This window comes from Butyrivibrio proteoclasticus (assembly GCF_900115735.1).
Classification (GTDB): Bacteria; Bacillota; Clostridia; order Lachnospirales; family Lachnospiraceae; genus Butyrivibrio; species Butyrivibrio proteoclasticus_B.
The window spans coordinates 13,099-27,733 of record NZ_FOXO01000020.1 but is presented as its reverse complement, the minus strand read 5'-3'; the positions used below and the strand labels follow the sequence as shown (position 1 = coordinate 27,733).

Sequence of the window (14,635 nt, the reverse complement as noted above, 5' to 3'; positions counted from 1 at the left end):
AAATCGACTTCGTCGATGAGGCTTGGTTGACTCTTCACTCATATTCTCACGAAATCCGCAGTATATGCGGATTTCTGGAATTTAGTTCAAGATGTCATGCTTTTTGCTACATTTATTATAAACACGTTTTCTTTTTATCGGTAGCATGTATTGTTGCAATATTTTTGTATACAATTATACATTTTACTTCCTTTTCTGATTTTAATGTGATAAAGTAAAAAAAACTTTTTTAATAGGATGGAGAGTCATATGGAGAAATTTTTATCAACTGTTGAAAACGTCAATAATGCCGTAAACGGATTTGTTTGGGGACTTCCAATGCTTGTTCTTTTAGTAGGAACAGGAATTCTTATGACATGTCTCACTAAATTTTTCCAAATATCCCACTTTAAACATTGGGTTTCGAACACGATCGGTGGAATATTTAAAGACTCGCATGTCACTGCACATACGAAAAAGAATGACACTCAGATATCTCAGTTCCAGAGCCTGTGTACAGCACTGGCAGCTACAATTGGAACAGGTAATATCGCCGGTGTTGCTGCTGCCATCGCATCAGGTGGCCCAGGTGCTATTTTTTGGATGTGGATTGTGGCATTTTTCGGAATGATGACTAACTTCTCAGAAAATGTACTTGGTATTTACTACCGCAGAAGAAACGAAAGAAATGAGTGGTGCGGCGGTGCTATGTATTATCTTCGTGACGGCCTGGGTTCCAAGCCCGGCTGCAAGGTTGCAGGCTCTGTCCTGGCAGTTCTTTTTAGTATCTTCTGTATCCTAGCTTCATTTGGTATCGGCAACATGGGCCAGATCAATTCAATCGCAGTCAATATGAACACTGCCTTTGGTATCCCAAGCATTGTTACCGGAATCTTACTTATGATCATTGCAAGCCTTGTTATCGTTGGCGGTCTTAAGAGAATCGCCTCTGTCACAGAAAAACTTGTTCCTTTCATGGCTATCATATATATGGTCGGCGCCATCATAGTCTGCATCATGCACATTGACCAGCTTGGCGCAGTATTTACATCAATCATCAAAAGTGCCTTTGGCCTTCGCGCTGTAGGCGGCGGTATTGTAGGTAGCGGCGTAGCAATGGCTGTTCAGTGGGGAATGAAAAGAGGAGTATTCTCTAACGAAGCCGGACTTGGCTCATCAGTAATCGTTCACTCAAGCTCAAACGTTCGTGAGCCTGTAGTTCAGGGAATGTGGGGAATTTTCGAGGTATTTGCAGATACTATAATCGTATGCTCCATCACAGCTTTTGCAGTTCTTTCAAGTGGTCTTGTGGACCTTGAGACCGGCGTTGTAACTTCAAGTCAGGTATCAACCGCTCTTGTCGCTGAAGCTTTTTCAACTGTATTTGGTAAGTTCGGATATGCCTTTATCGCAATCGCTATTTTGCTCTTTGCCTTCTCTACTACTCTTGGCTGGAGCCAGTACGGAAGCAAAGCATTTGAATATCTTTTCGGAAGAAAAAATATAAAGTTCTACCACATCATTTTCGTAGTATTCATCGTATTTGGCGCAACTATGGATCTTACACTTGCCTGGGATCTTTCAGATACATTCAACGGAATGATGGCAATACCTAACCTTATCGGTGTCCTTTCACTAAGCGGCACAGTTATGCAGATCACTCATAACTACGTTCAGAGAGTCATTCTCCATCAGAACGTAAAACCTATGCTCTCCGCAATTGATGATATTCAGGCATTGCATGAAAAAGAACTATAACACCCTTCGGGTGGTCCTAGCAATGTCATTTAGATAAGAAAATGCAGTAAATGCGAAATAGGCATGCTACGTTCTTCAGATTATATAGTAGCGTGGACATCTACGTGACACCGCTTTATCTTTAGACTGTTATCACGTAGTTTCGCAATGATTTTCTGGCATTCTACGTGATACACCCACGTTAACAAGCCTCTCCTCACGTATTTTTTCCAAATATCTGTTTATTTTTACGTGTTCTACTACTAATAAAGAGCAGCATCTCACGTAGACGCTATAAATATCATGCTTGTTGCTCTGTCACAACTTTTTCTTATCTAAATGGCATTGGGACGGAGTCAGGGGGACATTTGTCCCGGGCTGTTTTATAATATTATCGTAATCGCTGAAAATGCAGAATTCTGCATTTTGGGAGAGACTTTGTATGAGTGGTAAATTGTTTGCACAGGCAATAACAAAAGTGATATCGGGAGTGCTGCTTGTAGGTTTTCTTTTGTTCTTATCAATGCCTCTTGTGCTTGGATCGGTTATTTCTTTTGCCATCATGCTCTTAAATATTCCAATAATCGCTAAACGTATCCGCAATGAAGAACAGGTACTTGAAGAAGGGTTTGAGGGATACTCTGATTACAAAAAGCGGGTAAGGTACAAGGTTATACCACTGATCTGGTAAAGCGACGTATTCCGCCCGAACTCAAAAGGTACTATATAATTCCCCAGGTATATGTGGTATATCTTGATTATAGGGACATTTAATATGGTCAATTACCCATTTACAAAAGGAGACTTATATTATGAAAAAGAATATTCGCATGGTTTTACTTGGGGAACTTTTGCTCTTTGTGGCAGTATTTACTTTTCTGCTCCTGGGGGGAAGCTACGGATTATCAGCTGTGGCGTAGTTTATAGATCTTCCATCACTGATCATTATTCTGCTTATCCTGATCCCGGGGCTTCTTATCATGGGAGAATGGAAAGACTTTGTAAAGTCGTTTTCTGTGGGGATCAAAGATTACAGGCTTCTTGAGCTGAAAAACATAATAGAAGCCGTTGCGGCGGCTCAGAAGCTCACGGTCTTTGCAGCTCTTTTTGCAATCATAATATCAGGAGTGCTCATCATGGGCCATCTTGATGACATGTCGACTCTGGGTCCCAACCTGGCAGTCTGCTTTTTGTCCGGACTGTACGCTGTTATTATTGAGTTCTTCCTTCTGCCGCTAAGGCTCAATGCTGAGCGCAGGATGAATGAAGAAATGGATATGGAAGATGAGTTATGCCGGAATAACAAAGGATAAGTATCTTCAGGTGGCAAGGCAATTCGGACTTACAAAAAGAGAGCTTGAACTGGGATATTTAAAGGTGTCCGGTTTTTCAAACCGAAGAATAGCATATATGCTTGGAATCTCGGAGCAGACAGTCAGGAATCACTTCACCAGTATATATGAGAAGGCCTGGGTCCCTAGAAGAAAAGAATTTAAAGAACTTTTTCGCCCGACAGATAAGGCAGCATGCCTGCCCGGAAGGAACGAAAATGAAAGTGTCTCTCAAAAAAGCAGTTATAGCGATCATCATTGCAAACAGCATATTGATTGCCGGCGCAATCTGCGGAAGGATCCTCGGCAGATTTGATTATACTGAGCACCTTGACGATCCGGTCATCGCGGTTGATGGAGTAAACATCACACTCAGGGAATTTGGGTATTACATATATGAAGTGGAGGCCTTTGTCCAGAAACAGGCTCTCTTATATGATCCCGAGAATCCCAAACACTGGTGGAATACCCATTTCTCCGCGGGGATGGATTCTCAGTTTGTGTGTGACTATGCCAAAAAGGTAGCAATAAACTCCTGTATAGCTGATGAGTTATATTACCGGGAAGCCATGGGCAAAGGGTTAATGCTAAGCAGCGCTGAAGAAAAGAGCGCGGCGTCTAAGGCGCAGGAGACGATCGGCAGCATGGACGCGCTGCAGATGAGCGCTACAGGGCTAAGCGAAGCGATGATAACAGAAATATGCAGGAAACAGTCCCTGGCATCTAAATATGCAATGTCACTTGCCGTCAGCGAAGGAGTGAGCGCATACCCGGGAGATCCCTATAAGCTTGTGAACTGGGACGGTGAGTATTATCTTGAAGAAGTCCTGCCCAGGCATGTGACATGGACAAATGAGGATATTCTTGACAAGATCACACTGGGGAAAATAACAGTTAATATGCAGTAAATGGACCAACAACCCCGTCCCAATGTCATTTAGATAGCATAAATCTTGATAACAGTATATTATTATAACCATGATAAATCCAAACAAAATATATCCAGTTCTCGGGTTTACGGTCAAAAATTCTATTTTTGAAAAAGGCAAACAGACGGTCATCAGGGGCCGCCTACTATTCAGTGTATTCTGTTTTGTTGATTTATCGGTAGGTTAATGGTTCAGCCGACTGGTGACGTATAATTCTTATGAATTTACGTCCCGGTCGGACTGGCACCCAATGTCATTAAGATAATAGATAAAAGGCTGTGTTGAACGAATAATTATCAAGAAGTATATTAGTATAACATTTTATTTTGATTTTAGTGCAGCACAAATAGACAGATGTTTTCATCTGCCAAATTTGGTAGTATAGTATCATTGTTGTTAAGCTACGCGGTAGAGAAAACTTACTACTTTCTTGTGATCGACTTTGCGAGGGTCGTGACGTCCAGGACGTACAGGTAAGAATTCTTTACTTATTAGAGCTTCAACATTTGGCGGAGATTTCTCCGCCATTTTACTTATAAAATATCTGCATACATGAATTGCAAATGTGTAGTTTATTTGATATGTATGTTTCTCAGTGCATTTTTGGATGCTCACATGGGCTGTAATTACTTCGCAAAAATTATATAAAAGCAAGCGCGCCCATATTTCCTGAATAATGTATTCTCTTTTTTTAGAATGAAAACTAGTTAACCCTACTGCATATTTAAGTTCCCTGAATGAAGTTTCAATTCCCCATCTCATAGCATATAATCCCTTGATTTCCTTGGTTGAAAAGTCTTTTGTAGAAATGTTTGTTATAATGCACTCATACTCTGTTTCCGAAATTGGAAATCTTAAAATTCTTAGTTTCATTTTGTAGAATGGATTATCTTCAATGTCTATATAATCAAAGCTATTTTTTTTATGAAAACATTTATATATTTCAGGATGATTAATCACCTCATTTGTGCCTTTTCGAGTGAGGATTATCTCTATTTCCTCATCAAATTCATTCCTGTTTGGCAACAAATGTTTTAATCCAGATAGAATCCCACTGCTATTGATATCTTTAGCTCTAACCAAGACAAATGCGTCTTTTTCAAACACATGAGCAAGGTTATTATAGGATTCATAACCTCTGTCGATTATAAAGATGGTCTTATCGTTTGAAGCATATCTATCTACCATATCGCAAAAAGCTTTATGTTCATTTTCGTTTCGCGCTGGTTGAATTATAGCATCGGTGTATATTCGGTCTAATAAATCAAACATTGCATTGAGGTGTAACTGATTAAAACCTTTTGCAGTACCAACTTTAAAATAAGTTTCCTCATCATTGGGATTATGAGCAATGTTTATATCAGAACCATCGCAAGCCAGTAATCGGTATCCTTTATAAAGGTTCGATTTTGTATTATAGGTTGCAGTAAATTTTTGAAAGAGATATTGAAATGCTTCTGATTTAATCTGAGCTCGTCTTTGATTGAATGAAGCATTCGTTGGACAGTCTGTTGTATAACCAAAATACTTATGAAGCTCATTTTTTAGTGATTGGCTTTCCATGGAAATGATAAATTTAATTAATGTTTGAAAATCCCATTTTCTTTTCCTCTTAAAATCAGTATCTGGATTTACTGTAAACCTACCTAAATCCAAAGTCATTTCATCAATTAAACTCCACAAAGTAGCCTTAACTTCTTCCGAAAATTGCATATGGGGCGCCTCCTTAAAAAGTATATATTTCAAGGGCTTCGCCACATTTTTTGATTAATTTGTCAAGTGTTTTTTTCAAAAAAAATAGCAGATATGCCACACGCATCACATATCTGCTAAATTTATTCAGTTTTTCTTATCTTAATGACATTGGTGGTCCTAGGGGACGGGGAGTTTGTGGTCCATTTATCTCAATATTTCATCTATGGTAGATACAGTGCTAAAACTCCCTGAATGGCTTGAAATAATCTCCTTCATTATAGGAAGCTCAAAATAACTGATGTAACAGATCAGTGTATTATTATTTCCTGCAATAGCACCTCTGGTATCCATGATCGTACAGGTCTTATTAAGTCTGTCCTTTATGTCTTTAATAATCCCGTCTGGATCCTGCGTGATGATCGTAACCTGCTTGATGGCTTCAAAGTGATCTGTATAATGGTCTATTACAACAGTTGCCACAACATAAACCAAAAGGCTTAAAAGAGCTGCCGTCATATCTATCTCCACAAAAACTGTAAGGTATACCAATGCATTAAAAACAAGTAATACCGGCGTCATACTGTAGTTTCTGCCTGTAACATCAGATAACTTCTTTACTACAATATTTGCAAGGATTTCCGATCCGTCTATGCAGCCTCCACTGCGAAGAATAAGTGACAATCCCGCACCTAAAATAGCTCCTCCAAATGCTACAGCTAAAAAATGCTCTGTGTTTAGCTCAAATGGTACATTCTCAAAAAATTCAAGCCCCACAGTATATACAACAGATCCAATAGCAGCCTTAATTGTGAACTCCTTGCCCAGAAATGCATAGCCCGCAATAATAAAAGGGATAAATACAGAAAGAACACAGATTGATAATTGCGCACCTGTCAGTTTGCTTATTATGATTGCCACACCGGCAGTTCCATAATCAATAGCATCATTGGGAAGAAGTATAAGAGCAACCGAGAAACTTGCCATTAAAGCACCAACAATGATAAATATGTAAGACACCAAATCTTTCCTCTTCTTCATTTAGCACTACCTTCCTCTATTATGTAGCCTTCATATGTAGGGGCAGTAATATGCTGCCCCTATATTGACTCTTCTCTTACACTTGTCATCTACAAATGGCATATCCAATATAAACCAAGTATATCAGAACCAATGAGCATCCTTCAATTCTGTTTATCCTATTAGATGTTCTCGAATACATAAGCGCTAAAAATGTTGGAACCAACAACATTGCTCACTGAAATTTCATTGGATCCCTGTAGTGCAGCTGAGACACTTACTGCCAGTTCCGGTGCACTTGTGCCAAGAGCAACAATAGTAAGTCCAATTATTACTGAAGGAACTTTAAGGTTCTTTGCTGCATCTGAACTTCCTTTAACAAATATATCAGCACCTTTTATAAGTGCAATAAAGCCAATCAGCAGTATAAATACATCCTTTATCATCTTTTTTCTCCATCATTCATAATATTATAGAATCTTCTCCCCGAATTTAATCTTTCTATAAATCTTATATATGATTGTTACCGGAAGTGATACTACAACATATAATGTAGAAAAACCGCCAAAGATGACCATAAAAATAATGAATATGTATGTTATAAAGTTGTTCATTTTCTAACCTCCGAATCTTTCTTATCATTTTTTTCCTTTGTTTCGCCTTCATCATAATCCGGCGCATTATGCTCGGCTATAACCACCCAAATAACAGCACCGACCACCAGGACCGTGCATATCACAACAATCGCATCTGCAACCATTTCTAAATCTCCTTTTTCAAATTAAATATGGCAAATACTTTTTTATTCAGTTGTTTTGGGAATTAATTATTTTAGACCATCCTGCTCATGAATATAGAGCATGATGTTGTTCCTTGAACAAATGACACTTGTCCAAGGAAAGATTGAAGGTAGATTGCACTTAAAAAAAGTGCCTATAGACAGAAAGAAGCATAAAATCAGTGTCAGAATGACAATTCTCTTATTTGATGAGCTTCTTTCAAGTTTTTTAATTACTTCACCAAGAATACTGACATCCTTTATCTCTGCTGCTGACAGTATATGCGTGATGTTATAGTTTACATAAGAGTTTGCTTTCAATGGTCTGGATGTCTGAGACTCTTCAACAGCTGCGCCATAGCCAAACCAATCTGATAATTTCAGGCTTTCATGGGCATCAAAAAAGATACCACCTACTACAATGGTAAACAATATAAGAAGCAATATTGAGTTTTTAGCAAATGCTCTAAGCTTCATCTAAAACTCTCTCATGTATTTCAAACTTCTTCCAATATATTAGCAAAAAAAGGAAGAGGCTGCAAACTCAGATAAACTCTAAGATTACAGCCAATCTCATTACTGTCGGCAACCGGGATCGAACTTTCCTGCGTCTTGCAAACATTGATGGAAAGGAGGCTGGCGGTTTCACTTTATTTTCTGAATCCACTTTTGAACCTAGTTATGGATATACATCAAATGTACTTAAACTACTTTATTCTTTATAGTTTCTATGTGTAAATACAGGTGTCACAGTACCTGTAACCTTGTCGCGTTTTTCAACCTTAAGAACTGTATACTGTGTCTGTCCAACTGTGTAGTCATTCTTGCTTGCCTCTGAAGAAAAGATAGACATTTCACTGATAAATATTATTCCTGCCAAATTATCACTTTTCTTATATAACATAAGATTTTCAAATCTCTCATGATTGTTTATCAGATAATCTGCATTGATACTTGTCCAAGGGCACTTCTTTTTACTAAAGCCAAAAAAGCTGTACTCTTGGTTGTCCAGCTTTTCTATTATGTCCGCAAGCTGTCCGAAAAGTTCTACCCTTGATTCCATTTCATCTGTATAATGCCTTGATTTTTTAAAGTCAGCATTTTCATAGGTTCCTGCGATGATTTCATCATATAAAGATTCTGTTTGAGCTCCATGTACGTTTAAGAATTCAAGATCCTTCAGATAATGCAATCCCATCGTGTGGAACCAATCAACCTTATCAAAAACCAGACAAAGAACGCCAGCCTTTCCTTTACGGCCTATTTTTATAAGATATTCCGTATTTAGCAATTTGTCATATGAACTTAAAGATTCTAATACTCCCATTGTATCTCCAAAAAATAAAGACCTTGTATTTGGCTACAAGGTCTTTTAGATAATTTTCTTTCGGATAATCCTATCTGGTTTGTGGTTATTTATCGAACCCACCTAGAACTCCATCAAAGAAAGCGTTCCAGAACCCTCTTTGATTTCAACGTTCAAACGAACCTCAAGTGTCCGCTGTTAAGATTATAGTATTGTAATCAAAACCTTAAGTCAAGAATATAAAAAGATAATTCATAGAAAATTCATTGCACATTTTTACGCTCCCAATTCATAATCCTGAATCCTCTCTTTCCACTTTTTATACTTCTTGTACTGAATATCATCCAATTCCCAGAAATTTACTCCAGGGTCACATTCACCCACTATTTGCTTTTCACCAACCAGTTTATAACCTAGCGCCTCAAAAAAGTTCTTTATGTAGTCATACCAGACAGAAGGTTCGGCAAATTTACCAGCTATCGACTCTAATCGATTATCCTCATTAAAAAACCACGGATTTGGAAAGTTTTCATCCATTTTTTCATACGGATTGACCCTATTTGAAAACTTTATGTACTCCTTGATCAATGTCTCATCTGGCGCAGGAATTATCTCTAGTTCACCTGCCACAATCGTCCAACATCCCATTTTTATTTCTCCTTGATAAATGAAAAATTTAGGCTATAATATAACCATCGGTTATTGTATAATACATAACCATTGGTTACTTGCCAATAGTGTAATGAGGTACATATGAAATTCAAAGCTGAAAGAATGATCAAAATTCGTGAACAATTAGGTATGAACAAAGCTGAAGCAGCAAGAAAACTCAACATGTCCGCAATGGGTTACGGGCGTTATGAAAATGGGCAAAGGGAGCCATCATTCCAAACTGTGTGTTTCATAGCATCAACGTTTAACACTACTTCTGACTATCTTTATGGCTTAACAGATGATCCATCTCCCAATGTAATAACAATTTCTTCATCTGAAGACCCAGAACTCTTTTCATTTGTAAACTCTCTCCAGAAGGATAAATCCTTAGAAAAAAGGTTATTAGAATGCTTTAATAAACTGACTCAGCAAAATAAATGAACGCAAAAAAGAGAAGCATCACTGCTTCTCTCTTACTGCCGGCGACCGTGATTGAACTTTTATGATGCCTCAGAATTCCCCATTCAGCTGCCTGAATCATTCTTCCAACAGTATCTTCTTCGAAAGATCCTAACAGTTACGATAACCAAAAGCAATCCACATAGCAAATATAATAACGATCCTGTCTGAAATGATATCAAATATGTCCCAAACAGCTTAGTTAAGCGCATATCCGGAACATTAGAATTTAGCAATACAGAAATTGGAGTCAGATAACATATCTGGCTCAACACACGCATATGTGTTGGTACACTTCCCAAAAGATCACATACTATAACGGTAAAAACCATTCCCGCAGCTGCCATAGATTTGTCAAGCAACAGTGACAACATCATTACCAGGAGTCCGGTGAGTATACAACCTAGCATATACACCACTGTATGCAAAAGTAGCATCTGCCATGCCTTAACAGACATCACCGAGAAAGGCATGACCATATACCATGGCGCATCAAGACCATGGAGTCCACTGAATATTGCAACCGGGATATGAGTCATGAGGAACATCATAAATCCTATTACAAGTGAAAATGTACATCCGGCCATCAGTTTTGTAGCCACTGCATATTTATGTCCATATTTACTGGAATAGATAAGTGCATCTGTTTTATCTTCACTTTCCCCCGCAAAGCTTCCGGATAAAAACACAGCTATCAGCAAACAGGTTATAGTCATGGTAAACTGATAGGTGTCTCGGAGGTTCTGAACATCAGTTGTGCTGCGGTAGATAAACGGTTTCGGATTGATTTCTTCCATTTCATCCCAATATTCCCGCTCTTTTCTCGTCAGATAGAATGCATCTGCAAACTCATCTATAACTCGTTTTCTAGTCTCATAAAATATATCTTCTGTCCATTTTTCTTGTTCCTCTGAGCTATGAAGAAGAGACTGTGACTCATTATATCTAAATACTCTCCTTGCATATAGTGTCGCAGAATACCATAACCCTGATTCTTCCTGATCAGCAGACTCTCTCATCTCTGTAAAGAAATTCTCATCCATTATCTGAATTATCCCGAATTCGGGATAATAGCGATAAAGGGATACATTATATGTTTGTTCCTTCCTTTCAAATAATCTCTACTTAATATCGTTTGTCTTAATTATTTATCCATTCATCTACCATATAGTGAATAGAATACTTTTTATCAAACTCTTCTGTATCAGCGATGTTATCTTTTATGACCTTTTTATCATAGAGTTCCCTTGCACGTTTAAGATACGCTTTCTTTATCACTTCGTGCTGTTTCTTCTCTTCAGCACTTCTCATATCAAAAGTCGCTTTGTTATCCTGTTTAAATGCAAGATAGACATAATAATCTATAGATATGCTTTCCCTATCATAAAGGTCTTCAAGATAGAGCCTGCCTTCATCACGTACAAAATCCGCTCTATCCTCCATGGTTTCAGGATTAAAGGAAAGCCTGGGGTAATACTTTAGATGCTTATCTCTGTCTTTATTTTTCTCAATGCCGTTATCTTTATTTTCAAATGTACTAGCTATTAGATAATGACACTTTTTGTATTTTTTCCCACTGCCACATGGACACGGATCATTGCGTCCAACATTCTTAAAAGGATTTTCAAGCATATCATAAGCTCTTTCAACAGCAGAATTAAAATCAATCTTCGAAAAATCCCGTTGTATGTTACCCTTTTGGTTCTCCCAGCCTTCAATCTCATACCACTTATGAAGTTCTCTCTCCAGAACAAAATCCTTATTTACAAATTCACCTTCATCAAAGCGCTTTTCAAATAATATGTCCACGTAATCAGAATAATACCCTGCTATCATTGGATCGATGAAATCTTTTTCAAACCACTGGCGTATTTTAGGTAGATATTCATATATATGTGCTTTAACCATATTCAGGCACAGCTCGGTCACAACAAGATAATCGTTTTCTTCCTCGGGAATCTTCTCCAATGATTCCATTATTTCAAGCAACATACTCTTGCTTATCTCACCATCTGTATACATCTGAAAAATAATATCCATGAATGGAGTTCTGGCAAACGATTCCATTTCGCCATCTAGCATACCGATCTTTAGATTCTCAAAATCCCCATCATATAGCTGCCACAAAACTGCCGGAAAATTTTCTGTGAGAGCATCACCGGTCCAACGATGTATATTATCTCCCAAAAGATGGAACAGCTTTTGGACTTTCTTAAATGCTGAAGTTTCTTTCCATTCCGCCAAAAAGAATACTCCAAAAAAGCTCTCATCAATAATCCTGATATTTTCTGTCATCGGGTCATCTATCATTGCGTCAAGGCTTTGCAAAAAATACTCTGTAGCCTCTTCTCTGTTAGCTCTTATTGTTTCGAGCGTTTTTTTCCTTATTAATTTATTATCAACATTAAGCTCTCTTATTGCTTTTTTCAAATCTTGATTCATATCTATTTCTCCTACGCTTTCTCTGTATGTCCCATAAGCGATGGTTTATTAGTTTTTAGGGAACAATCCGTAATAATCTGTTTGAGTTTATCTTTTGTTTCGTCCTTAAGAATCCATGTAACAGCTTTAAGCTCATTGTCATCGAGTATATCATCTATATCATTATTACCCATAATTGACATTGTTATGTAACCAATCAAATCTCTAACATTATCCTCGACGTCATCCATTGAATAATATCTACGCTCCAAATTCCCTTTATCAAATATTCTAAACATTGCACCTGTAGCATTTTCAATGGTTTGCTCATCAAGATAAATCTCCGTAATAAGGTCTTTGAGCCTGGCGTAGCATTCTCTTGTCGGCCAATAGCCATTATCCAGATACTCCTTCATCTCTTCTGCTGACGGAATGTAATGTTTCAGATGAGATTTCTCCATTTCTTCAATCGTCGCTTCAAAGAATGATGGATAATCATCTTCACTTTCCTTAACCTCAATAATCTCTCCATCAGTTATGGCAGTCTCTAGATTTCCCGGCTCTGTCATATATTTTTTGCCTTTATATTCACATATACAATGCATTCCTCTATGGGAGCATTCCAGGGACTTATCAATATAATTTTCAAAGGAAAGCAACTGACACTCCTTCGTCTGCTCTGCATAAGTCCTGAAAAATTCATAGGCTGTTTCTATCGGCAGTGCATCATTATATTTTATAGCCACATAGTTGACATCCTCTATTACGCTCCTTATTCTGCGCTCTGTATCGTTGTCCACTGTATCAAGTTTTTCAAGAATCCCAAGCACTTCTTTGTCAAAAGATACAAAAACAAGGTGTTCATACCCATCCTCTGATTTATATGCCGGCACTCTTTTAAATTCGCAGATACCACAATAAGTTTCCAGAAAAATCACGCGTGTTCTATCGTCACTCTTTAAGTCAATCTCCATCACAACATCACCAGTTCGCGTTTCTTCGCCTTCTTCTATCAACTTCCTGATAAAGAAAAGTGTATTATCAGAAAATCTAAGATACATTTCTTCAAGGGTTGATTGCTTTGTAAGATGCTCCTCTAGTGCCTTGCAAATAATTACTTTTGAGTTCTCAATCTTCTTTATAGTTCTGCCAAGTTCTTTTTCTTCAGCCCAGACTCTTTTGCTTTCTTCAATAAAGTCTTCTCCTTCCTCAGCATATTCAGACCAATCCGGTTCATCTTCTTCCAAACAGTCAATGTAAAATTCCGGCGAAAGTGATCTCTCATCTGAATAAGCCCTATATGCTTTATCTATATCGACCGGAGAGAGCCCCAGGCAGTCCTCCAGATCATACTGTCTAAGAAGTCTAATTAGTTCTTTCATTTCCTTCTGCTCTAACATTTTATTAAGACTCATACTTATCTCCGTGTTCTCAAACTTATATCTATAAATTTCATATGAAATCTGTACCGGTTTTCAATACCCAGCCGGCTTTGCAATCTCTCCCAATGTCATTCTTTCTTCCATACCGACCTTATAAAAATATTGTCTGCCCCAATGCTAAGGGCTGCCCAGAAGTCGAGGTCAATACATCTTCTTAGTTTATCGCAAATCTTGAAAACTTGATAAATTCATATTCCAACCCCATATTTTCTGAATACTTGCGTATTTCTGCCTTTTCATCGTCACACATTTCATCATAGAAAGGCCGGTCCTTGACTTTGTGATATGTGCTGACTTCATCGATTTTCAGCATATCGCCCCATGGGGCAATATATAGTTTACCAAGCTGATATTTTCCGACTTCTTTGTATACTCTCGTTGTATAGCAGTATCCCAATTTGCTTAAATAGTTCTGCACTGATTCATACTCGTGCTCAGGAAATGTCATTTTTTCAAACATATTGTTAAAATTCTTCATCGTAGGAATATGGATTAGCACCGCTCTTCCCTGATACTTTTCAAGTAAGTACCAATATGCCTCATTACAAAGGTACTGAGTTGGAGTTTTCGATATGGTACTTCTTATACCAGTTGCTGCCAGACGTTCCGAAATAGTCTTTAGATCAATAACGCTTAAAAGCCTGCTCCTGTCTTTTTCTGCACATTGCTCTATACGAAATGATTCAGTCAAGTTCTTATCCACTCCAAAGAAATATACCACATCATAATCTGCCGGAAGCAGATCAATATCTTTCTTAAGCCCGGTAAAAGAATTAGTCAGTAAAATATTATAATGCGATAATGCTTTAACCAACATAGATGATGAATTATTCCGACCTTTAAAGCCTATATACGCTTCTCTTCTTGTCATATATGCCCCCTATGAT

At 37.9% G+C, this 14,635-nt stretch carries 17 protein-coding genes and 1 pseudogene; 6 read left to right on the top strand and 12 right to left on the bottom strand.

The genetic code is table 11. The features are described 5' to 3' along the window. Positions 1–249: 249 nt before the first annotated feature. From BM146_RS12435 to BM146_RS12415, 5 genes are all read left to right on the top strand, one after another. Entirely contained in the window at positions 250–1,737 is a 1,488-nt protein-coding gene (locus tag BM146_RS12435; RefSeq protein ID WP_074889492.1) for an alanine/glycine:cation symporter family protein, read from the top strand. Between the two features lie 421 nt (positions 1,738–2,158). After that, a complete protein-coding gene (locus BM146_RS12430; protein WP_177201657.1) occupies positions 2,159–2,407 on the top strand; it encodes a hypothetical protein in 249 nt (82 codons plus the stop codon). A gap of 289 nt (positions 2,408–2,696) precedes the next feature. Continuing rightward, positions 2,697–3,029, top strand: coding sequence for a hypothetical protein (locus tag BM146_RS12425; protein ID WP_074889489.1), 333 nt, complete (start codon positions 2,697–2,699; stop codon positions 3,027–3,029). Beyond that, positions 2,980–3,363, top strand: a complete 384-nt coding sequence (locus BM146_RS20515; RefSeq protein ID WP_083413538.1) for a helix-turn-helix transcriptional regulator — start codon at positions 2,980–2,982, stop codon at positions 3,361–3,363. Before BM146_RS12425 ends, BM146_RS20515 begins: the two co-directional genes overlap by 50 nt. Beyond that, entirely contained in the window at positions 3,266–3,955 is a 690-nt protein-coding gene (locus BM146_RS12415; protein ID WP_143087481.1) for a hypothetical protein, read from the top strand. Before BM146_RS20515 ends, BM146_RS12415 begins: the two co-directional genes overlap by 98 nt. 417 nt (positions 3,956–4,372) lie before the next feature. Here the strand turns inward: BM146_RS12415 and BM146_RS12410 are convergent, their stop codons facing one another. From BM146_RS12410 to BM146_RS12385, 8 genes and pseudogenes are all read right to left on the bottom strand, one after another. Continuing rightward, positions 4,373–5,689: an IS4 family transposase gene (locus tag BM146_RS12410; RefSeq protein ID WP_074889480.1), complete on the bottom strand. Its 1,317-nt coding sequence runs from the start codon at positions 5,687–5,689 to the stop codon at positions 4,373–4,375. 186 nt (positions 5,690–5,875) lie between these two features. Beyond that, positions 5,876–6,709: a YitT family protein gene (locus BM146_RS12405; RefSeq protein ID WP_074889477.1), complete on the bottom strand. Its 834-nt coding sequence runs from the start codon at positions 6,707–6,709 to the stop codon at positions 5,876–5,878. Between the two features lie 176 nt (positions 6,710–6,885). Next, positions 6,886–7,134, bottom strand: a pseudogene (locus BM146_RS12400) (sodium:calcium antiporter); the annotation flags it as partial. A 24-nt stretch (positions 7,135–7,158) separates the two neighbouring features. Further along, the gene (locus tag BM146_RS19515) at positions 7,159–7,302 is read right to left on the bottom strand and encodes a hypothetical protein (RefSeq protein ID WP_177201656.1); all 144 of its coding nucleotides are present in this window, start codon (positions 7,300–7,302) and stop codon (positions 7,159–7,161) included. Continuing rightward, a complete protein-coding gene (locus BM146_RS19510; RefSeq protein WP_177201655.1) occupies positions 7,299–7,448 on the bottom strand; it encodes a hypothetical protein in 150 nt (49 codons plus the stop codon). The genes BM146_RS19515 and BM146_RS19510 overlap by 4 nt, the downstream gene beginning before the upstream one ends. A gap of 66 nt (positions 7,449–7,514) precedes the next feature. After that, positions 7,515–7,943, bottom strand: a complete 429-nt coding sequence (locus BM146_RS12395; RefSeq protein ID WP_074889472.1) for a hypothetical protein — start codon at positions 7,941–7,943, stop codon at positions 7,515–7,517. A 235-nt stretch (positions 7,944–8,178) separates the two neighbouring features. Continuing rightward, positions 8,179–8,793: a PBECR4 domain-containing protein gene (locus tag BM146_RS12390; RefSeq protein WP_074889469.1), complete on the bottom strand. Its 615-nt coding sequence runs from the start codon at positions 8,791–8,793 to the stop codon at positions 8,179–8,181. Positions 8,794–9,048: 255 nt separating this feature from the next. Then, positions 9,049–9,420, bottom strand: a complete 372-nt coding sequence (locus tag BM146_RS12385) for a hypothetical protein (protein ID WP_074889467.1) — start codon at positions 9,418–9,420, stop codon at positions 9,049–9,051. 105 nt (positions 9,421–9,525) lie between these two features. On the opposite strand from BM146_RS12385, the gene BM146_RS12380 reads away from it, so the two are divergent. Further along, on the top strand, positions 9,526–9,867 hold the full coding sequence (locus BM146_RS12380) for a helix-turn-helix domain-containing protein (protein WP_074889464.1): 342 nt from the start codon (positions 9,526–9,528) through the stop codon (positions 9,865–9,867). A gap of 83 nt (positions 9,868–9,950) precedes the next feature. Here BM146_RS12380 and BM146_RS12375 read toward each other — a convergent pair whose 3' ends face one another. The 4 genes from BM146_RS12375 to BM146_RS20030 all read right to left on the bottom strand — a co-directional run bounded on the left by BM146_RS12375 (position 9,951) and on the right by BM146_RS20030 (position 14,619). Further along, complete coding sequence (locus tag BM146_RS12375; RefSeq protein ID WP_074889461.1) at positions 9,951–10,928, bottom strand: ABC transporter permease subunit; 978 nt, start codon at positions 10,926–10,928, stop codon at positions 9,951–9,953. A gap of 97 nt (positions 10,929–11,025) precedes the next feature. Next, positions 11,026–12,327 carry a DUF1186 domain-containing protein gene (locus tag BM146_RS20035; RefSeq protein ID WP_074889457.1) on the bottom strand — a complete coding sequence of 434 codons (1,302 nt, stop codon included), beginning with the start codon at positions 12,325–12,327 and terminating at the stop codon, positions 11,026–11,028. An 11-nt stretch (positions 12,328–12,338) separates the two neighbouring features. Then, positions 12,339–13,721 carry a hypothetical protein gene (locus tag BM146_RS12365; protein WP_074889454.1) on the bottom strand — a complete coding sequence of 461 codons (1,383 nt, stop codon included), beginning with the start codon at positions 13,719–13,721 and terminating at the stop codon, positions 12,339–12,341. A 181-nt stretch (positions 13,722–13,902) separates the two neighbouring features. Further along, positions 13,903–14,619: a C15 family peptidase gene (locus BM146_RS20030; protein ID WP_242949400.1), complete on the bottom strand. Its 717-nt coding sequence runs from the start codon at positions 14,617–14,619 to the stop codon at positions 13,903–13,905. Between the last annotated feature and the right edge of the window lie 16 nt (positions 14,620–14,635).

What these genes read in the sequence shown, in the direction of transcription:
- BM146_RS12430 (WP_177201657.1), top strand. Translation starts at nt 2,159, where the DNA reads ATGAGTGGTAAATTGTTTGCACAGGCAATAACAAAAGTGATATCGGGA.
- BM146_RS12405 (WP_074889477.1), bottom strand. Translation starts at nt 6,709, where the DNA reads ATGAAGAAGAGGAAAGATTTGGTGTCTTACATATTTATCATTGTTGGT.
- BM146_RS19515 (WP_177201656.1), bottom strand. Translation starts at nt 7,302, where the DNA reads ATGAACAACTTTATAACATACATATTCATTATTTTTATGGTCATCTTT.
- BM146_RS12395 (WP_074889472.1), bottom strand. Translation starts at nt 7,943, where the DNA reads ATGAAGCTTAGAGCATTTGCTAAAAACTCAATATTGCTTCTTATATTG.
- BM146_RS20515 (WP_083413538.1), top strand. Translation starts at nt 2,980, where the DNA reads ATGAAGAAATGGATATGGAAGATGAGTTATGCCGGAATAACAAAGGAT.
- BM146_RS12365 (WP_074889454.1), bottom strand. Translation starts at nt 13,721, where the DNA reads ATGAGTCTTAATAAAATGTTAGAGCAGAAGGAAATGAAAGAACTAATT.
- BM146_RS12425 (WP_074889489.1), top strand. Translation starts at nt 2,697, where the DNA reads ATGGGAGAATGGAAAGACTTTGTAAAGTCGTTTTCTGTGGGGATCAAA.
- BM146_RS20030 (WP_242949400.1), bottom strand. Translation starts at nt 14,619, where the DNA reads ATGACAAGAAGAGAAGCGTATATAGGCTTTAAAGGTCGGAATAATTCA.
- BM146_RS12385 (WP_074889467.1), bottom strand. Translation starts at nt 9,420, where the DNA reads ATGGGATGTTGGACGATTGTGGCAGGTGAACTAGAGATAATTCCTGCG.
- BM146_RS20035 (WP_074889457.1), bottom strand. Translation starts at nt 12,327, where the DNA reads ATGAATCAAGATTTGAAAAAAGCAATAAGAGAGCTTAATGTTGATAAT.
- BM146_RS12375 (WP_074889461.1), bottom strand. Translation starts at nt 10,928, where the DNA reads ATGGATGAGAATTTCTTTACAGAGATGAGAGAGTCTGCTGATCAGGAA.
- BM146_RS12415 (WP_143087481.1), top strand. Translation starts at nt 3,266, where the DNA reads ATGAAAGTGTCTCTCAAAAAAGCAGTTATAGCGATCATCATTGCAAAC.
- BM146_RS12435 (WP_074889492.1), top strand. Translation starts at nt 250, where the DNA reads ATGGAGAAATTTTTATCAACTGTTGAAAACGTCAATAATGCCGTAAAC.
- BM146_RS19510 (WP_177201655.1), bottom strand. Translation starts at nt 7,448, where the DNA reads ATGGTTGCAGATGCGATTGTTGTGATATGCACGGTCCTGGTGGTCGGT.
- BM146_RS12410 (WP_074889480.1), bottom strand. Translation starts at nt 5,689, where the DNA reads ATGCAATTTTCGGAAGAAGTTAAGGCTACTTTGTGGAGTTTAATTGAT.
- BM146_RS12380 (WP_074889464.1), top strand. Translation starts at nt 9,526, where the DNA reads ATGAAATTCAAAGCTGAAAGAATGATCAAAATTCGTGAACAATTAGGT.
- BM146_RS12390 (WP_074889469.1), bottom strand. Translation starts at nt 8,793, where the DNA reads ATGGGAGTATTAGAATCTTTAAGTTCATATGACAAATTGCTAAATACG.